The sequence below is a fragment of the Prevotella melaninogenica genome (assembly GCF_013267595.1).
Lineage (GTDB): Bacteria > Bacteroidota > Bacteroidia > Bacteroidales > Bacteroidaceae > Prevotella > Prevotella melaninogenica_D.
This window is the reverse complement of sequence record NZ_CP054011.1, coordinates 1,194,663-1,213,622: the sequence shown is the minus strand read 5'-3', so window position 1 is coordinate 1,213,622 and position 18,960 is coordinate 1,194,663. Positions and strand designations below refer to the sequence as shown.

The window sequence follows — 18,960 nt, the reverse complement described above, 5'->3', positions numbered from 1 at the left end:
GCCAATTTGTTATTACTTTGTTGTTGTTTTATTAAAATATCGAACTCCGTTTGATGGAGATACTCAGTTAAAATTCTTCTTCTTTGACTCTATAGGAGTCGTTAAATTCCCGTATAGTTGTATGGAGTGATAGCCATCAGTTCAGCTTTCACGCTGTCGCTGACGTTGAGTGTCTGCACGAATGCGTGTATTCTCTCCTCTGTCATCTTCTCGTTTGTGCGAGTGAGTGCCTTCAATGCCTCGTAAGGATGTGGATAGGCTTCACGGCGTAAGATGGTTTGAATGGCTTCTGCCACAACTGCCCATGTGTTTTCAAGGTCCTCTCTCAACTTCTCTTCGTTGAGGATGAGTTTGCGAAGACCCTTCAATGTACTCTGTATTGCAATAACGCTATGTCCAACAGGAACGCCAACATTACGCAAAACTGTTGAGTCTGTAAGGTCACGCTGCAGGCGACTTACTGGCAACTTCTGTGCCAAGAACTGTAAGATTGCGTTTGCTATACCGAGGTTACCCTCACTGTTTTCGAAGTCGATTGGGTTTACCTTGTGTGGCATTGCACTTGAACCAACCTCTCCTGCCTTAATCTTCTGTTTGAAATACTCCATTGAGATATACATCCAGAAGTCGCGGTCGAGATCGATGATGATGGTATTGATTCGGCGAATCGCATCAAACACACTACCTAAGTGGTCGTAGTTGCTAATCTGTGTAGTCCACTGCTCACGTTCTAACCCTAATTTCTCACTGACAAAGCGATTGCCAAAGACACGCCAATCGTGCTGTGGATAAGCTACGTGATGTGCATTAAAGTTGCCTGTAGCACCACCAAACTTAGCTGTCATCTTGCAGCTACGCAAAGTTGCGAGCTGCTCGCTGAGACGATAAACATATACCTCAACCTCCTTGCCCAATCGAGTAGGAGAGGCTGGCTGACCGTGTGTCTTTGCCAACATTGGTACGTCCTTCCATGCTTCAGCGTATTCCTTCAGTTGCGCAATCAGTTCCTCAACCTGTGGATAGAATACTTCTTCGAGGGTTTCCTTTACAGACAATGGCACACTTGTGTTGTTGATGTCCTGTGAAGTTAGTCCGAAGTGGATGAACTCCTTGTAGTCATCGAGTCCGCCAATCTTATCAAACTCCTCTTTGATGAAGTATTCAACTGCCTTTACGTCGTGATTGGTAATACTCTCAATCTCCTTCACACGTGCTGCTGCAGCCTCATCGAAGTTGCGATAGATGTCGCGTAACTGTTCAAAAAGTGCGCTGTTAAAGCTTTTCAGTTGTGGTAAAGGTAATTCGCAAAGTGTGATGAAATATTCTATTTCTACGCGAACACGATAACGGATAAGTGCATACTCTGAAAAATAGTCAGCAAGACATTCCGTTTTGCTTCTATATCGTCCGTCAATAGGTGATACGGCTGTTAATGCGTCAAGGGTCATAATCTTATTTATTAATATGGTGCAAATTTAGCAATAAAATCAGTAATAGCGCAAATAATAATAATAATAATATCAAAAAGGATGCAGATAAAAGCTGAATAAAACAAAAAAGACTTCACAACAATGTTGCAAAGTCATCCATTTCAAGTTTTAAAGGTGGGCGTTGACGGATTCGAACCGCCGACCCTCTGCTTGTAAGGCAGATGCTCTAAACCAGCTGAGCTAAACGCCCTTTAAAAATCCCCTGCAACCCCAAGAGATTACAGGGAAACACCCCTTGGTGGGCGTTGACGGATTCGAACCGCCGACCCTCTGCTTGTAAGGCAGATGCTCTAAACCAGCTGAGCTAAACGCCCCTTACTTTTTGTAAGGCGAGTGCAAAGGTAAGGAAAGTTTTTTATTCTCGCAAACAAATGGCAAATAATTTAGTTGAAAATCTCATTTTAGCTTGCTGTAAAGAGACTTTCTTATTCAATTCATTTATATCTAATGAATTATTTTCATGGAAATAAATTGATGGTAATGGCTTGTTGTGTCGGTAATGTACTTTATAATTTGGTAGATTCTCTTATGAATGGGTTGGCTGTTGGTTGCTTTTCCGGTTCTTTCTTTAAATATATAGCGTGTTGGGAGGATAAAGACTTATACACTTGCATGGTATTACTATATCAAATTATACAGACTTTCAAAGGAGGATAAAGTTGGCGATAAATGCAAATTGATACTATTTTATTTGTCTTCTACGAACAGCTTATTCCCTTATTGTTTACTATTTGTAAACTCTTTTCATACAACTCAAAACCAATATATGCTCTTTTGGCTTCTTAAAGACGCCTAATAGACTTGCTAAAGGTGCCCTTTTGGGCTCTTACTAACGCCCTTTTGAAGTCCAATTAGGCACCTTTCATTTCTCTGTTTTATAACTAATTGATTTCCTGTTGGTTGCAAACTTGCCTTTTATACGCGTTTTTATCCTTATTTATAGATGTTTTATTTGAATTATGTAATAATTTTTCAAAGTCTTGTCTATGTATTTGAGGTGTTAAAATAAAAGGGTTTTCTATGTCAGAAAGTGATAATAAGATAGGTAGTTTGATAGTCTTAGCTATGATTTTTATTAATGAGTAACTTTAGATTTTCCGTTAATAAACTACGAAAAGCATCCACACATTTAACGGAAGAATCTATTTTTACTTATGATATGATTGTTTGTTTTGATGGTAGAAGGCATATGTTGTTTTCATAAAATAGTTTATTTTGTTTTGCGTGAATTGTTTATTTTGATTATATTTGCATTGTGTTATATAATAAGGAACGAAAAGTAGAAGATTATGTCAGTAGAAATAAGATTGGAACAGAGTAAGTTCAAGGATAAGAAAGGAGCTGGTAAATGGTATGCTCGTACTGTTAGCACTGGAGTTGCAACGACCGATGACCTTGCCGATTCTATTCAGGAGAATACCTCGTTCTCACGTGGTGATGTGCGAGGACTTGTTATAGCTTTGATTGACGAAATCTCTTATCGTCTTCGTCAGGGCGAGACTGTAGCACTTGAAGGCTTGGGTCGATTCCATCTGACAGTAGAGAGTGAACCCGTTGACAATCCTGACGACTTCGATATTAAGAAACATGTTAAGAATGTAAAGTGTCGTTTCGTTCCTACCAGTACACGAAATGCGCGTACAGGAAAGAAAAATCAGACCCTTGCTTATGGTGCACGTGTGGAGTGGGCAGAGCCAGAATATGATGATGAAGACGATGATTAATCCCCTTCTATAAAATGTTTTGGGGTTAACTTGCATTTTTATAAGATTTCTCTTGGCTTTATGTATAAAGTCAAGAGTTTTTGTTTTCTCCAGTGATAAAGGGATTAGGCAGAAGCTTGTTATACTTTTGGATATTCGTCTTTCGTTTATGTAGATAATAAGCAAACTGAAAGATGATATCTATCATTTAGTCTCCAAAATATTTGACATTCCCTCTTTGTTATTCTTGTTTTCGTAAGATTTGTACTGTTTTTCTTTGATATTAAAAGTATTTTGTATATATTTGCACTCGGTAATATAATACTTCCTCTATACATACGATTGGAATAGAGTGTGTATAAGGTTAGAATTTGTTTATCGCGGATATAATAAGAAACTTAAGACTATTAGGGATAATACTCTAAGATTCGTTTTATATAAGGACATTTTTTCGATTTTAGTTATTCTGTTAATCAGAAATAATAAGCTGATAGGTTTTTATAACCATTCTTTTTGTAAGATGTCCTCAATCTAAATAAACTTATTTTTTTAACATAACAATTATTAGAAATGAAAAAACTTTTACTTTTAGTATGTGCTGCAGTTATGAGTCTTTCAGCTTCAGCGCAGGCAGGTGATAAGGCACTTGGTGCACAGCTCGTATTTGGTTCTGAGACAAACAGCATCGGTGTTGGTGTTAAGGGTCAGTACTACTTCACAGACCAGATTAGAGGTGAGGGTTCTTTTGACTACTTCCTCAAGAATAAGGGTATCTCAATGTGGGATATCAATGCAAATGTTCACTACCTCTTTGATGTAGCAAACAAGGTTAAGGTATATCCACTTGCAGGTCTTGGTTATACAAACTGGTCTTATAAGTATGAGTTTCCTGGTCTCCCTGTAGTTGAGGGTTCAGATGGTCGTCTTGCTGTTAACCTCGGTGGTGGTGCTGAGTATGAACTTACTAAGGACTTGAGCGTAAACGCCGAGTTGAAGTATCAGATTATCAGCAACTACAACCAATTGGTACTTGGTGTAGGTGTAGCTTGTAAGTTCTAAAGATATAAGGCAGGTCCTAAAAGCTCCGTGTTAGGCTATAGCCTCTTGGCTAAGGTCAACGGATGGGCTTTTAGGGCCTGTCTGTTTAGTTTAAGATAAACTACGGTGGTGGTTTTTCTTACCCATAGAGGGGTAAGTTTTTATGCTTTTGGCTTTTCTATAGCAATATAGACATTTGAAAGATATAGTCCTTTATCTTTATATTGCCAATAGAATACTTTTCTTTGTAGGATTTTGCTGAGTATGTTGGAGGTAGTATAGCTTTCTTCATTTTCCATTCTCGTCTTGGAAAGGATGATGAAAGGAGGCGTCCATTTGTCCATTGTTCCTAAACTTAATGTGTCTGGAATAAAAGGTTTACGTCTGTTTTTCAGGGCAAAACCAATGTAAACGAATATGCGATAGTCTGTACTCCTGATATATTCAATACAGCTTTCAGCTATAAGAAAGCCCTTCTTTATCCATTCTTTTTTGTATATCTCCTGTTTTGAGAAGTCTGTAATGTGGCGGTCGGTAGTGTGAACATCAGCTGTCTGAAAACTGTCTATCCACTCCAGAAGGCTTTGTTTATATACCATCTCGTATTGAATAAGATTTTATAAAAGAAAGAACCGGATAATTGATTACTAATTATCCGGTTCTTATTTCAGTGCGCCTAACAGGACTCGAACCTGCACAACGTAAGTTACTAGATCCTAAGTCTAGCGCGTCTACCAATTCCGCCACAGGCGCATAACGACTGCAAAGATACGCAATGTTTTGGATATAGCCAAATGTTTGGGAATTTCTTTTCTCTTATACACCTTTTCTGCCTATATGATTTTTGTTAGTAAATAATCTTATACTATTTGTTTATGAGTGAAATTAAATATATATCTTTGCGAAGAAGGTTTGGTTGCTGAGTAAAATATCTCCTTGAGTTCTAATGTTATCACGATTCCTTATGAGCATGAAAGGTCTGGTTTTGCAAATAACCGACTATGTATTTAACAATATTATTTCTTTAACTAACTAACGATTGACAATGAGAAAGACATTATTAACTGTTTTATGTATGGGAGCTTTGTATGCATCTGCTTCTGTAGTTTACAATGGTGCTGGTGGGACTGGCGTAATGATGAGTCAGAATACAGTCTCCGTTAAGGTTACTCCTACCAAGAATGCTTTGAGTAAGGATGAGCGTGCAGCTATCTCACTTATTACGTCTATGTATAACACAAAAGGCTTTGATAATACTGCATACCTGAAGAGGCACTGTACGAAGAAGTTACTGAAGTTGTTGAAGGCTACGTATGATTATGAATATGATGCACAACCAGATGCTTATGCAGGATGGGTGTTCCGTTCTGGTGCTCAAGATGGACCGTCTAATGCACATAAGGTTCTGCGTGTTGTGAGCCTTGGTAACAACTGGTATCAGTACACCTTCTTGGATATGGGTTTAAAATGTACCAATAAAGTAAAGGTCATCAAGGTTGGTAATAAACTGTTATTTGACGAGATTAAACAAGGTAAAATATAAAACTTAGAGTTTCTTCAGAACTTCCCAGTCCCTCCTTTTAGAGGGATTGGGGCTTGGGAAAGGTCTTTATCATCTTCCTTGCAAACTCTATAATAGAGTCCTTGCCTCGTGCGAAGTCGTCGGAAGTGAGGGAAACTTTATAGTCTGGGTCAATACCGAACTCCGTCATTTGTTTGTCACGGTCGTACATTGGACAAGCCGAGAAGCGGACTGACCATCCATTAGGAAGCTCGGAAGAGAAGGGTAGGCCAGCACCGCCACCCGTACGGTCGCCCACAATGGTAACATTTGGGCAACACTTCATATACTTTACAAACTCGTTGGCAGCAGAGAAAACGCTACGATTGGTCAGTACGATAACTGGCTTTTGCCATCGGATACCCTTTCCAGGCTTGAGATATTCAGGTTGTAATGCAGAGAAATCGTTATGACCTTTTCCCGTTTTATGCTGTATGTAGCCAACGAGTCGTTCCTCGTTTGTGAAACGTGCAGCAAATGCTTCGGCGTTTGTAAGATTACCACCACCATTGTTACGCACATCGATAATCAGTCCGTTACAAGGTTGAAGATGAATGAATATATCGTCAAGGTTACCAGCGCCAATCACATTTTGGAAGGTTTCACAGCGTATATAGCCGATGTTATCATCAAGGACAGTATAGTCTAAGCCGCTTGCAATGAGGTAATCAGTCTTAAGATAAAGACGTTGAAGTGAATCAGAGTAGTTCTTTGGATAATCTTCATGCCATGACCAATAGCGACCTACGTTGAAAGAGGTATATAAATTGACGTGTCCGTCCTTTAGTTCTGAGAGCATATTAGTCATTACTTCGAACTGTTGTTTGGCTGTCATAGAGTTGTCAAACTGGCGTGCATAACGGCTGTGTACCTCTTGCCAGTCTATCCCTTTCTGTGAGAAGAAACAGTAATGCTCATCGATAATTCGCCACAAAGCTTCAAAGTTGCCTTGAGGACTATCTGATTGCTGATCGTTGGTGACGCAACTTGTCACAGTACTGAGTAGGGTCAGTGCTGGAATCAGTAAGTTAAGGAGGAAATGATATAGTTTTCTCATGGGATGAACTTGTTGATTGAGAATTTACGAACAATACCGAATACGAAGAGATTACTCCATACATGCTGGCGCAATTGGTTCACTTTTGCTTGCTGATAATCGCCAAGGTAGCCAACGCGGAATGTCGTATGGCGAAGCGTAAAGTCGAGAGTTAGCATCTGGCGGAGTGATGGGGCTGACACAGGTGTTGTGACAACAAGGTTATGATCGTAGTTGTCGCGGGTAAAAATCTCGTAATAACTCTGTCCGTAATTAGGTGAGAATGTTAGTCCGAGAAGTGGAGCTTGTACCTCATAACGTAATTGGAAAGGAATGTTTCGAAGGCGGAAGCGATAAGCAGCAACGGTATTCGGTGAAATATTTAGCTGTGCGTAAGCCTGTGCAGGGTTGTTAGAATTACGCATATTGTAGAGGAATCCGAGTCGTGTATCAATTCCTCCACCTGCCTTTAAGCGTAGTTCTCCCTCTCCAACGTTCCATTGTCCTAAGGCATATTGCCAGTTGTATTGGAAGTTGTAGAAGGCACCTAATTCATTGTTATTCTCCTTTCTATTATGTACTGATAGTATCTGTGCTTGGTGAATGAGTTCTCTTGATAGCTTGGTTCCGTTCTCACGCACAGAATGAGAGATATAACGAAACTCTGTCCCTGTATATTCTTCGGGCGAAAGGTAGGTGTCAAGAGTGTTTACAGCACCTATTCCCAACATCTGTATATTGGTAATCACCTTGTTACTACGCAGTGTATCCTGTGCAAGTGTAGGTGATGATAAAGCGAAAAGAATTATTGCTGAAAGGGAGAAACAGCGAAATAAGGATTTTTTTATGTTCATAGGCGTAATGGAAAAGTATCAATAAAAGTGTAAGTCAAATAGATGTTTGGTGTTAACCTTTGGGTGATAAGGTCCCAAGCGTTTATAAATAGTCTTTGAAGGAGGGGACATACGGGCGGTATGTCCCCTTTTTCAATTCGTTATTTATCGTGTTGTTTATTCATTGTCGAAGAGGTTTAGCTGACCAGTAATCTCATCGATGACCTGCTGTTGAGACTTACCTGCATCCGGATCAAGGTTCTCTTCCTTTTCTACAGCTGCAGAGTTCTCATCTTGTACATCATCTTCATTGCTCTCGTCATCTCCTTTCTCCTCTTCAGGGAAGCGTGTTGGCTCTAACTCTTCAATCTTGTCAACTGTCCAAGTTGTCAATCGTTTACCCTTTGCCTTGAATCCCTTCACACCAACAAACTGCTCTGCATCAATCTCCTCAGTGCCACGTGCCGCATCAGCACCACCATAAGTAATCTGTATGCGAGGGAAGGCAACATCAGTCAGCAGTACCATCTGCGAATTAGGATTATCACCAATAAAGTTCTGATGACGCTTACTTGCTTCCATCTGGAATCGCTTCAAGTAAGGATAACCTTGATTGTCGGCATCGAAGATGACAGCTGTCCAAGGCTTATCAGCATCAAACTTCTCTATACGGAGAATGTTATCTTCGTAATGGTTGGATGAATCGAAGTTGGTGATATAGAACTCTCCGTTCTTAAGTATCACAAGGATGCTGTCTTGATCAGAGAACTCTCCAAGGTAACGACCATGGTCTTCGTAGTTGATACGGTTGACATCTGGGTCGAACCACACCTTTCGTCCACCCAATGTAGAGTGTCCGTGGCTCTTGAGTGAGATGCGGTGAATACTCTCTTTGGTCAGCAGATTACCCTTTGCAGCGCGACCCTTGATAAGAATACTTGCAAAGTCACGCTCCATGAAGATGTTTTGCTTCTTCTTATCTGGATTCGGATCGAGTGTAATCTTTATCAACTCAGCCTCGCCATTAGGGTTGGCTGTGAAGTAGTTAATCTTTGAACCAGGCGTACCGAGAGTTACGTCATATTCCTTATCGCGTGTGATAGAAGTCACATTGAAGCGTTTGATATAGTAAGGTCCCGTCTTTCCGTCACGATAAACAACGTTATAAATCGTACGCTTGTCGTTCTTCTTAAACACCTGTACGTGAAGTACGCCCTTACCCACAAACACCTTGTCGGCAATTCGGATAACCTTATACTTACCATCACGGTAGAAGATAATCACATCATCGAGGTCAGAGCAGTTCTGAACGAACTCTGCCTTCTTAAGACCTGTACCAATGAAACCTTCCTGACGGTCAATATATAATTTCTCGTTGGCATCTACCACCTTAGCAGCAACAATCGTATCGAAGCTCTTAATCTCTGTACGACGTGGATGGTCGCCTCCGTATTTCTCTTTCAGGTGTGTGAACCATTCGATAGTGACGCGAACCATCTCGTTAAGGTCCTTGTCAATCTCGGCAATCTCTGCCTTAATCTTCTGAATCAATTCGTCAGCCTTATCCTTATTGAACTTCAAAATACGTTGCATCTTGATTTCCAAAAGGCGGATGATGTCGTCACGTGTCACCTCACGGATAAAGGTCTTCTTATAAGGTTCGAGTTTGGAGTCGACGAAAGCAACGACTTCATCAATATCCTTAGCCGTCTCGAACTTACGCTCCTTATAGATACGGTCCTCGATGAAGATACGTTCAAGCGAGTTGTAGAACAACTGTTCCTCTAATTCATGCTTGCGAATCTCTAACTCTAACTTCAATAAAGCCTTCGTATGTTCGGCAGAATTGCGCAATACATCTGATATCGTCAAGAACTCTGGTTTGTTGTCTCGGATGACACAGCAGTTGGGCGAAATGTTTATCTCGCAATCAGTGAAAGCATAGAGGGCATCAATAGTCTTGTCACTTGACGTACCCGGTGTAAGATGAAGTTGAATCTCCACCTCCGAAGCTGTCATGTCCTCTACTCTTCGAATCTTTAGTTTGCCTTTCTCAACAGCCTTCGTAATAGACTCTTGAAGCGTGTTAGCGGTCTTTGTAAAAGGAACCTCACGGATGACGAGGGTTTTATTATCGAGCTTCTCTACCTTTGCACGCACCTTCAGAACGCCACCACGCTGACCATCATTATACTTCGATACATCAATGCTACCGCCTGTTGGGAAGTCCGGATAGAGGTTAAACTCCTCACCACGCAGATAGCTGATAGCTGCATCACAGATATCGTTGAGGTTATGTGGAAGAATCTTGGATGACAAGCCTACAGCGATACCTTCAGCACCCTGTGCCAAAAGCAGTGGGAACTTTACAGGGAGCGTAATCGGCTCTTTGTTTCTGCCGTCATAAGAAAGTTGCCATTCTGTTGTCTTAGGATTGAATACAGTCTCTAAGGCAAACTTTGATAGGCGCGCCTCAATGTATCGTGGCGCAGCAGCACGGTCGCCAGTGAGAATGTTTCCCCAGTTACCCTGCATGTCGATGAGTAGGTCTTTCTGTCCTAACTGCACCAAGGCGTCACCAATAGAGGCATCACCATGTGGGTGAAATTGCATCGTATGACCTACGATGTTTGCAACCTTATTGTATCGTCCATCATCCATTCGTTTCATAGAATGGAGAATACGGCGTTGTACAGGCTTCAAGCCGTCCTCGATATGAGGTACGGCACGTTCCAAGATTACGTAGCTGGCGTAATCTAAGAACCAGTTTTTGTACATGCCAGAGAGATGATGTACGGCAGAGGCATCAAACCTATCGGCAGGTTTATAATCGGAATGGGAATCCTGTTCCTGAGTCTCTTCCTCAGGAGTCTGTCCATCCAAGTCTTTTATTTCGTCATCCATATAGTTCTTGTTTTATCACTTAAAGAAGCAAGCTTCATAAGACTGCAAATGTACGAAAAAAAAAGTAAATAGGCAAATTATAACTTATTCAAGTGTTGGATTTGGTTTTCTGTTTGTAGTCTGTTCTTGTTCCTCTCGCATCATAGCCCTTTTTTCAATCCAAATGGGTTGTTATCATCTGAATAGATAAGCTCTCTCAATGATTGAACTGAGCCTCCGCACCATTGGTGTGGGGCGTTAGCACGCATGGTGCGGAGGCTTAACACCATTCGTGTTGGGCATTAATAAGTCTGTTGGAAATGTAAGAAAAGTTCGTGGTTGTCGGCACATTACTATATCGTGAGGTGTTATTTACGAGATAGCATAACCTCAAGTAAATCAAAGGACAGACTCATGAATAATCGATTTAGGATAAAGTTTCGTGATAAACCTGTTCTTATTCGGCTAAAAAAGCGTAACTTTGCGGTAAAAATTAAGGTATAAATAGATAATTATGGCACAAGAGGATGTTTTCAAGAAGATTGTAAGCCACTGTAAAGAGTATGGTTTCGTCTTCCCAAGTAGTGATATTTATGATGGTTTAGCAGCTGTTTATGACTACGGTCAGAATGGTGTTGAGCTGAAAAACAATATCAAGCAGTATTGGTGGCAGTCAATGGTATTGCTGCATAGCAATATTGTTGGTATCGATGCCTCTATCTTTATGCACCCTACAGTATGGAAAGCAAGTGGCCACGTTGATGCTTTCAACGACCCATTGATTGACAACCGCGATTCAAAGAAGCGTTATCGTGCTGATAACCTTATCGAGGATCAGATTGGTAAATATGAGGAGAAGATAGAGAAGGAAGTAGCTAAGGCTGCTAAGAAGTTCGGCGAGTCTTTCGATGAGGCTAAGTTCCGTGAGACTAACCCACGCGTTCTTGAAAATCAGAAGAAGCGTGACGATCTTCATGCACGCTATACCGAAGCTATGCAAGGACCAGACTTGGAGGCTTTGAAGCAGATTATTCTTGACGAGGGTATAGTAGACCCAATCAGTGGTACAACTAACTGGACAGACGTTCGTCAGTTCAATCTTATGTTCTCTACTGAGATGGGTGCGTCTGCCGATGCTACTAACAAGATTTATCTGCGTCCAGAGACAGCACAGGGTATCTTCGTAAACTTCCTCAACGTACAGAAGACTGGTCGTATGAAGTTGCCTTTCGGTATCTGTCAGATTGGTAAGGCCTTCCGTAACGAGATTGTTGCACGTCAGTTTGTCTTCCGTATGCGTGAGTTTGAACAGATGGAGATGCAGTTCTTCTGCCAGCCAGGAACCGAGATGAAGTGGTTTGAATACTGGAAGAAGCATCGTTTGGCATGGCATGAGGGTCTTGGTATGGGTGATGAAAACTATCGTTTCCACGATCACGAGAAGTTGGCTCACTATGCTAATGCAGCAACAGATATTGAGTTCCATATGCCATTCGGTTTCAAGGAGGTTGAGGGTATTCACTCACGTACTAACTTTGACCTTTCTCAGCATGAGAAGTACTCTGGCCGTCAGGTAAAGTACTTCGACCCAGAACGCAATGAGAACTACACTCCATACGTAGTAGAAACATCTATCGGTGTTGACCGTATGTTCCTTTCTGTTATGTGTCACAGCTATACAGAGGAGGCATTGGAGAACGGTTCAAGTCGTGTTGTCTTGAAGTTGCCAGAGCCATTGGCACCTGTTAAGTGTGCAGTTCTTCCTTTGGTTAACAAGGATGGTCTGCCAGAGAAGGCGCAGGAGATTGTGAATAGTCTGAAGTTCCATTTCAATACACACATGGAGGCTAAGGATTCTATTGGTAAGCGTTACCGTCGTCAGGATGCTATTGGTACTCCTTTCTGTGTGACAGTAGATGGCGATACTTTGACAGACAACACAGTTACATTGCGTTATCGTGACTCTATGAAGCAGGAGCGTGTACCAGTTGAGAAGCTGCGTGAGATTATTGAAGATCGCGTATCTATCACTGCTCTGTTGAAGAAGATTGATATTGACTAATTAAAAGAAGGATAGCAGAGTAGGCTTTTTAGAAGCTAATAGAGTATCAAAGTTCTCTATCGTTTCTAATAACCCCACTCCGCTATCCCTTTCTGATTTAAATAAAAGACTATGACAAAGAAAATAAAGATGCTTATTCGTCGTGCAACAGGTGCTCTCTGCTTGGGCGGAATGCTGCTTTCTGCAGGTCTCTTTACCTCTTGTACGGAGAAAGATAACACTGTAGAGGAGTTTACTAATTGGCAGTCGAAGAACGAAACTTATTGGAATAAGCTTTATACTACAACGCAACAGAAAATTAAAAGTGGGGACACCTCTTGGAAGATAATACTTAATTATACTTTCCAAAATCAGAAACAGACTTCTGGTTCTGCACTTACTTATAGTCCTGAGGATTATATCATTGCACATGTAGAGCAGGCTGGAGCAGGCACAGCAAGTCCGTTGTATTCTGATTCTGTGTCTATGCACTATATGGATCGTTTGATTCCATCTATGACTTATACATCGGGGCTTATCTTTGATAAGTCATGGTCAAGCGATACTTTTAATGCTGCAACATCTCGTCCGAATCATAGTTACATAGGTCTTAGTTATGATTCTAAGGGGAAACCGATAAGTCTTGTAGATGGATTTACGACAGCTTTGATGTCAATGCATCGTGGTGACCATTGGACAGTATATATCCCTTATCAGTTGGGTTATGGTGCGAGTGCTTCGGGTATAGTGCCAGCTTACTCAACGCTTATCTTCGACTTACGATTGGTTGATTTCTCTCACCCTGGTACAAAGTTGAAGGATTCATAAATTAAGGTGTATTGTCATAGCCTTTTTGAAAGGTCTGAATGACCTTTAGTCTTATAGGTAGGGACACAAGTTCCCGTGTGTTCGACTCAATTATAGCAGTGGACAGACGGGAGCAAGGTCCCTATTTTACTTTTAATAATTCGATATTCTTAGCGAGAGGCTTTTGTTTACTATCTCTCTTTAAGCTCTCATTATTTATTATTCAGTTTCTCATTTATTCCAAATTATAGTTTCCCGTGCGTATATCCTTTAGTAAGTCTGTTACTGAAAGTCTTCTTGCCAAGATTCGTAGTGGTGAGATGATGAGCAGGAATGAGAAGTTTAATCTCATTATCCAACTCAGTATCCCATCTATCTTAGCGCAGGTGACAACAGTTCTAATGTTCTATATTGATGCGGGAATGGTGGGTTCGTTGGGTGCTGAACCATCAGCAGCTATTGGACTTGTTGAACCAGCGACATGGCTTTTCTTCTCTTTAGTGAGTGCAGTGACAATGGGTTTTTCAGTTCAGGTAGCTCACTTTATTGGCGCTAACGACTTTGCAAAGGCGCGTGCGGTGATGCGTCATGGTTATATTTTCGGACTATGCTTTGCATTGCTTTTATTGCTGATAACTTTTCTTATCGGTTCTCGCCTTCCTGTATGGTTGGGTGGTGGTGCTGACATCCAACATGATGCAACTGTTTACTTCCTTATCTTCTCTCTAATTATTCCCTTCCACCTTATTGAATATATGTCAGCAGCTATGCTGAAGGTGTCGGGTGATATGCGTCGTCCGAGTTTTATGGCGATATTAATGTGTGTGTTGGATGTGATTTTCAATTACTTCTTTATTTTTCCTACACGCACAATTTCTCTTTTTGGAGTAGAGGTGACGATGCCGGGTTTGGGTGAAGGTGTGGCTGGTGCAGCGCTTGGAAGTCTTTTATCTTTCGTTTGTGTAGCACTTCCATTGGCTTATTATGCAATCTTTCGCAGTCCTATCTTAGCTTGGAAACAGGATGTCGAACGTTTTGTCTGGCGTTGGCAATATATATGGAATGCAATGAAGATTGGTGCACCGATGGCATTACAATATCTTCTGATGAATGGTGCGCAACTTGTTTCGACAATGATTGTAGCTCCTTTGGGTAATATCGCTATTGCTGCTCATTCGTTTGCTATTACCGCAGAGAGTCTCTGCTACATGCCAGGACATGGTATTAGTGAGGCTGCCACAACATTGGTGGGGCAGAGTGTTGGGGCAGATAGGCGTGATCTTCATCGTAGTTTTGCATGGATGACAGTGTCGCTTGGTATGGTAGTTATGGCATTTATGGGTGTTGTGATGTATATCTTTGCTCCAGAAATGATTGGCTTATTGTCTCCTGTGGCTGACATCCAGGTTTTGGGAACTTCTGTTCTTCGTATTGAAGCCTTCGCCGAACCATTCTTTGCTGCAGCTATTGTTGCTTATAGTGTCTGTATAGGAGCAGGCGATACGCTGAAGCCATCCTTAATAAACTTGGGTAGTATGTGGCTTATCCGTCTGACCTTGGCTTATGCACTGGCAACGCAGTACGGTCTTCGTGGTGTCTGGTTTGCTATGGCTGTTGAACTCTCTCTCCGTGGAATGATGTTTATCTTCTATCTTTTCAAGCGTCTTCGACGAACATAACTATCATAGGATGAGGGATAAAGATGGGTAGTAGTCTTTCTTATAAAGTCTTTTCTCTTTTTATAAAAGTGAAGGATTGCGATTTTTCTTCATGAAAAGAAATAATTATTTTCATGAAGAAAAATATTTCTTTTCAGGTTAATAATTTATTGTTTTCATGACTGTAAATTACTTATGATGGTAAAAATAAAGGTTACATACCCCATACTTCATGAAAATGCTTGGTAAAAACCTACTGATTTCATCTCTAATCTGTGTGGAATATGCGAATCTTTGCATATTAGTTTCTTCTATATATATAATAAGGTGAAGTAATCCAGCTATAACCGATTTGGGTTAAAACAGCAATAAAATATGGTGTAGAATAAGTGTTTTTGATCCTATTTTAAAAGGGAATGTTAAAATGCAAATTTACCTCTTTAGGGATATTTTATTGCCCAAAATAGTTAAAAAGATATTGAAAAACCACTTTTTTACCTAAAAATTAGATTTTTTCTATGAAATGATGTAGTCTATTCAAAAAAAGTGCTATCTTTGCAAACCGAATATAATTAAGTCGCTAAAATTAACAGAATTAATATTAAGCATTTATGAAAAAGTTTTTGATTGCACTTTCGATGCTCGCTATGGGTATCACAAGTACACAGGCTCAGGTAGCTTACGAGAAGGCTAAGGCATTTGACAACGTTTACCTCGGTGTAGAGGGTGGTGTTGCTGCTCCTCTTGATTTTAGTCGCGTAACTCCTCTTAACGCAGCAGCTGGTCTTAAGCTCGGTAAGCAGTTTAGCCCAGTTTATGGTGCAAACCTCGAGGGTCTTGCATTCTTCGGTGATAACCGTTGGCAGACAGGTTCTTTAGGTTTCTCTAACAGTCACACAATTGTTCGTGCCATCAACCTTGGTTTGAACGGTACTATCAACTTCACAAACCTTTTCTGCGAGTACAACCCAGATCGTCGTTTCGAGGTAGGTGCTGAGGCAGGTATCGGTTATTGGATTACTTACGGTGACAAGCACATCATTCAGACTAATAACACTGGTGATGATACAGAGTTGACAGCTAAGACTGGTCTTACTTTCGCTTACAACCTCGGTGAGAAGAGAGCTTGGCAGCTTTATGTAGAGCCAGCTATCCTCTGGAATCTTACACACGGTCCTGGCGATGCTATTCAGTTCGGTAAGCACGCAGCTCAGCTCGGTCTTTTCGTAGGTCTTAACTACAAGTTCAAGACTTCTAACGGTACACACAACTTCAAGGTTTGGAATGTTGGTCAGTTGAACGATGAGATTAACTCTCTCCGTGATCAGCTTAACGCTAAGCCAAAGGAGGTTGTTAAGGAGGTTGTTAAGGAAGTTGTTAAGGAGGTTCCTGTACAGACAACTCAGACTCTCTGCATTGACAACTTGGTATTCGTAACATTCGCTCAGGGTAAGTACTTCCTCACAAACGAGGCTAAGAAGGCTCTTGATGATGTTAAGGCAGGCCGTCACGTACAGATCGTAGGTACAGCTTCTCCAGAGGGTCCAAAGGCACTCAACGATCGCCTCTCTCAGAACCGTGCAGACGTTGTTGCTAAGTATCTCCAGAGCCGTGGTGTCATCGTTGATGAAGCTAAGGGTCAGGGTGTACAGGGCGTAACTTCTAACCGTTTGGCTGTTGTTTACGTTAAGTAATTAAGCTACCAATTAGCTAACCTTAATAAGGTTGGTTGACTGAAATAATAAACAGGGATGAATCTTTAAGGTTTGTCCCTGTTTTTTATGTCTTATTTTATTCGTTTCTTACCTAATTATACTTTATTTATCTGTGTAAGAAAAAATATATCGAGCTGTGAAACAGAGCTTCATTTGTAAATTAGACCATAAATAATAGAATACCTCTCTGTTTTATTTTGCCCTTTAATCTATTTAGCGTACCTTTGCATTGATTTCATGTTATTTGATAATGTCAAAGGAAAATAGATTCGGCCTTTTAAATAAAATACAATCGCCTGCAGACTTGCGTAAGCTTTCTTTGGATGATTTGCCAAAGTTATGTCAGCAGTTGCGGAAGGATATCATAGAAGAGGTTGCCGTTAATCCAGGTCATCTTGGCTCCAGCTTAGGTGCAACTGAAATAACGGTGGCGTGCCACTATGTTTTTAATACTCCAGAAGATCGTATCGTATGGGATGTCGGTCATCAAGCATACGGCCATAAGATTTTGACGGGTCGTCGTGAGAGCTTCTGTAATAACCGTAAGTTAAATGGTTTGATGCCATTCCCTTCTCCTTTTGAGAGTGAGTATGATACCTTTACTTGTGGACATGCCTCTAACTCTATCTCTGCTGCCTTGGGCATGGCTGTTGCTTCTAACCTTACGAAGCAGCATCGTCATGTCGTTGCTATTATTGGCGATGGAGCCATGAGTGGTGGTTTGGCTTTCGAGGGTCTGAACAATGTTTCCAGCCAACCTAATGACTTACTTATCATTCTTAATGACAATGATATGTCTATTGATAGGGCAGTGGGTGGTATGGAACAGTACTTGTTGAAGCTTGATACCAACGAGACATACAATCGTTTACGCTTCAAGGCGTCACAATGGTTGCATGATAAAGGCTTATTGAATGATGAACGTCGAAAGGGTTTACTGCGTTTTAACAATGCTCTTAAGTCAGCCTTAGCACATCAGCAGAATATGTTCGAAGGTATGAATATTCGTTACTTCGGACCTTTTGATGGGAATAATGTTGAAGAGTTGGTTCGTATTCTTCGTCAGTTGAAGGATATGAAGGGACCAAAACTACTCCATTTACACACCAAGAAGGGTAAGGGATATGAACCTGCTGAGAAGAGTGCGACGGTATGGCATGCTCCAGGTAAGTTTGATCCAGAGACAGGTAAGCGTATAGTGCAAGATTGCAGTAATGAACCACCTAAGTTTCAAGATGTATTTGGAAAGACATTGTTAGAACTTGCAAAGAAGAATCCTCGCATTGTAGGTGTCACGCCAGCTATGCCAACGGGTTGTTCTATGAATATAATGATGGATGCTATGCCTGACCGTACCTTTGATGTGGGTATTGCGGAAGCGCATGCAGTCACCTTCTCTGCTGGTATGGCAAAGGATGGTTTGCAGCCTTTCTGTAACATCTATAGTGCCTTCTCACAGCGTGCATATGATAGTATTATCCACGATGCAGCTATACTTAACCTTCCTGTTGTCCTTTGTTTAGACCGTGCAGGCTTGGTGGGTGAAGACGGTGCAACACATCATGGTGCTTTCGATATGGCTTTTTTGCGTCCAATTCCTAATCTTACCATTGCCTCTCCGATGGACGAACGTGAACTTCGTAGATTGATGTACACGGCACAGTTGCCTGATAAGGGAACTTTTGTGATTCGTTATCCACGTGGTAATGGTGTTTTAACTGATTGGGAGTGTCCGCTGAAAGAGATAGAGGTAGGAACAGGACGTCGTCTTCATGATGGTTGGGATGTAGCTATCTTGAGTATCGGACCTATTGGTAATGATGTTGAAAAGGCTATTAAACTGATAGAGAGTGCTGAATCTCCAAAAACAGAAGGTCATTGTCCATCAATCGCACACTATGATATGCGTTTCTTGAAACCATTAGACGATAAACTTCTTGAGGAGGTTGCAAGTCGTTTCTCACGTATCATAACGATAGAGGATGGTGTACGTAATGGTGGATTAGGTTCTGCTGTAACAGAGTGGATGAGCGATCATGGCTATACACCACAGATAACTCGTATGGGTATGCCTGACCATTTTGTAGAGCAGGGGACGGTACAGCAGTTGCGTGAAATCTGTGGAATAGATATTGAGAGTATCAAGAAAGAGCTAATTAAGGCTAAATGATATATTATCACTCATCATCATTCAA

At 41.1% G+C, this 18,960-nt stretch carries 13 protein-coding genes and 3 tRNA genes; 8 read left to right on the top strand and 8 right to left on the bottom strand.

The features are described from left to right. Positions 1 to 101: 101 nt before the first annotated feature. The 3 genes from purB to FIU21_RS10260 form a co-directional block, all read right to left on the bottom strand. Positions 102 to 1,448, bottom strand: coding sequence for an adenylosuccinate lyase (purB, locus tag FIU21_RS10270; protein WP_004360707.1), 1,347 nt, complete (start codon positions 1,446 to 1,448; stop codon positions 102 to 104). A 157-nt stretch (positions 1,449 to 1,605) separates the two neighbouring features. Then, positions 1,606 to 1,680 (bottom strand) — tRNA-Val (locus FIU21_RS10265). Positions 1,681 to 1,726: 46 nt separating this feature from the next. After that, positions 1,727 to 1,804 (bottom strand) — tRNA-Val (locus FIU21_RS10260). Between the two features lie 975 nt (positions 1,805 to 2,779). Here FIU21_RS10260 and FIU21_RS10255 point away from each other — a divergent pair. Together FIU21_RS10255 and FIU21_RS10250 are read left to right on the top strand one after the other, a co-directional pair. Next, positions 2,780 to 3,214 (top strand): HU family DNA-binding protein, encoded by a 435-nt coding sequence (locus FIU21_RS10255; RefSeq protein ID WP_004360708.1) that lies wholly within the window; start codon positions 2,780 to 2,782, stop codon positions 3,212 to 3,214. Between the two features lie 549 nt (positions 3,215 to 3,763). After that, on the top strand, positions 3,764 to 4,252 hold the full coding sequence (locus tag FIU21_RS10250) for a porin family protein (protein ID WP_004360709.1): 489 nt from the start codon (positions 3,764 to 3,766) through the stop codon (positions 4,250 to 4,252). 140 nt (positions 4,253 to 4,392) lie between these two features. On the opposite strand, the gene FIU21_RS10245 is transcribed toward FIU21_RS10250, so the two are convergent. Beyond that, positions 4,393 to 4,830, bottom strand: a complete 438-nt coding sequence (locus tag FIU21_RS10245; protein ID WP_004360710.1) for a hypothetical protein — start codon at positions 4,828 to 4,830, stop codon at positions 4,393 to 4,395. A gap of 72 nt (positions 4,831 to 4,902) precedes the next feature. Continuing rightward, positions 4,903 to 4,984, bottom strand: a tRNA-Leu gene (locus FIU21_RS10240). A gap of 292 nt (positions 4,985 to 5,276) precedes the next feature. Here FIU21_RS10240 and FIU21_RS10235 point away from each other — a divergent pair. Continuing rightward, positions 5,277 to 5,774: a hypothetical protein gene (locus tag FIU21_RS10235; protein WP_231291357.1), complete on the top strand. Its 498-nt coding sequence runs from the start codon at positions 5,277 to 5,279 to the stop codon at positions 5,772 to 5,774. A gap of 37 nt (positions 5,775 to 5,811) precedes the next feature. Here FIU21_RS10235 and FIU21_RS10230 read toward each other — a convergent pair whose 3' ends face one another. From FIU21_RS10230 to FIU21_RS10220, 3 genes are all read right to left on the bottom strand, one after another. Beyond that, positions 5,812 to 6,849, bottom strand: coding sequence for a S41 family peptidase (locus FIU21_RS10230; protein WP_004360712.1), 1,038 nt, complete (start codon positions 6,847 to 6,849; stop codon positions 5,812 to 5,814). Continuing rightward, positions 6,846 to 7,682 carry a DUF3316 domain-containing protein gene (locus FIU21_RS10225; RefSeq protein ID WP_004360713.1) on the bottom strand — a complete coding sequence of 279 codons (837 nt, stop codon included), beginning with the start codon at positions 7,680 to 7,682 and terminating at the stop codon, positions 6,846 to 6,848. Before FIU21_RS10225 ends, FIU21_RS10230 begins: the two co-directional genes overlap by 4 nt. Before the next feature lie 156 nt (positions 7,683 to 7,838). After that, positions 7,839 to 10,565: a DNA gyrase/topoisomerase IV subunit A gene (locus tag FIU21_RS10220; protein WP_004360714.1), complete on the bottom strand. Its 2,727-nt coding sequence runs from the start codon at positions 10,563 to 10,565 to the stop codon at positions 7,839 to 7,841. A 493-nt stretch (positions 10,566 to 11,058) separates the two neighbouring features. On the opposite strand from FIU21_RS10220, the gene FIU21_RS10215 reads away from it, so the two are divergent. The 5 genes from FIU21_RS10215 to dxs all read left to right on the top strand — a co-directional run bounded on the left by FIU21_RS10215 (position 11,059) and on the right by dxs (position 18,935). Then, positions 11,059 to 12,606 (top strand): glycine--tRNA ligase, encoded by a 1,548-nt coding sequence (locus tag FIU21_RS10215; RefSeq protein WP_004360715.1) that lies wholly within the window; start codon positions 11,059 to 11,061, stop codon positions 12,604 to 12,606. A 111-nt stretch (positions 12,607 to 12,717) separates the two neighbouring features. Next, the gene (gene bamJ, locus FIU21_RS10210) at positions 12,718 to 13,413 is read left to right on the top strand and encodes a BamJ family beta-barrel-assembly machinery protein (RefSeq protein WP_081445990.1); all 696 of its coding nucleotides are present in this window, start codon (positions 12,718 to 12,720) and stop codon (positions 13,411 to 13,413) included. A 236-nt stretch (positions 13,414 to 13,649) separates the two neighbouring features. After that, entirely contained in the window at positions 13,650 to 15,071 is a 1,422-nt protein-coding gene (locus FIU21_RS10205) for an MATE family efflux transporter (protein ID WP_004360717.1), read from the top strand. Between the two features lie 590 nt (positions 15,072 to 15,661). Beyond that, on the top strand, positions 15,662 to 16,744 hold the full coding sequence (locus FIU21_RS10200) for an OmpA family protein (RefSeq protein WP_004360718.1): 1,083 nt from the start codon (positions 15,662 to 15,664) through the stop codon (positions 16,742 to 16,744). Positions 16,745 to 17,015: 271 nt separating this feature from the next. Further along, positions 17,016 to 18,935 (top strand): 1-deoxy-D-xylulose-5-phosphate synthase, encoded by a 1,920-nt coding sequence (dxs, locus tag FIU21_RS10195; protein ID WP_004360719.1) that lies wholly within the window; start codon positions 17,016 to 17,018, stop codon positions 18,933 to 18,935. The last annotated feature ends 25 nt before the right edge of the window (positions 18,936 to 18,960 follow it).

What these genes read in the sequence shown, in the direction of transcription:
- purB (WP_004360707.1), bottom strand. Translation starts at nt 1,448, where the DNA reads ATGACCCTTGACGCATTAACAGCCGTATCACCTATTGACGGACGATAT.
- FIU21_RS10255 (WP_004360708.1), top strand. Translation starts at nt 2,780, where the DNA reads ATGTCAGTAGAAATAAGATTGGAACAGAGTAAGTTCAAGGATAAGAAA.
- FIU21_RS10250 (WP_004360709.1), top strand. Translation starts at nt 3,764, where the DNA reads ATGAAAAAACTTTTACTTTTAGTATGTGCTGCAGTTATGAGTCTTTCA.
- FIU21_RS10245 (WP_004360710.1), bottom strand. Translation starts at nt 4,830, where the DNA reads ATGGTATATAAACAAAGCCTTCTGGAGTGGATAGACAGTTTTCAGACA.
- FIU21_RS10235 (WP_231291357.1), top strand. Translation starts at nt 5,277, where the DNA reads ATGAGAAAGACATTATTAACTGTTTTATGTATGGGAGCTTTGTATGCA.
- FIU21_RS10230 (WP_004360712.1), bottom strand. Translation starts at nt 6,849, where the DNA reads ATGAGAAAACTATATCATTTCCTCCTTAACTTACTGATTCCAGCACTG.
- FIU21_RS10225 (WP_004360713.1), bottom strand. Translation starts at nt 7,682, where the DNA reads ATGAACATAAAAAAATCCTTATTTCGCTGTTTCTCCCTTTCAGCAATA.
- FIU21_RS10220 (WP_004360714.1), bottom strand. Translation starts at nt 10,565, where the DNA reads ATGGATGACGAAATAAAAGACTTGGATGGACAGACTCCTGAGGAAGAG.
- FIU21_RS10215 (WP_004360715.1), top strand. Translation starts at nt 11,059, where the DNA reads ATGGCACAAGAGGATGTTTTCAAGAAGATTGTAAGCCACTGTAAAGAG.
- bamJ (WP_081445990.1), top strand. Translation starts at nt 12,718, where the DNA reads ATGACAAAGAAAATAAAGATGCTTATTCGTCGTGCAACAGGTGCTCTC.
- FIU21_RS10200 (WP_004360718.1), top strand. Translation starts at nt 15,662, where the DNA reads ATGAAAAAGTTTTTGATTGCACTTTCGATGCTCGCTATGGGTATCACA.
- dxs (WP_004360719.1), top strand. Translation starts at nt 17,016, where the DNA reads ATGTCAAAGGAAAATAGATTCGGCCTTTTAAATAAAATACAATCGCCT.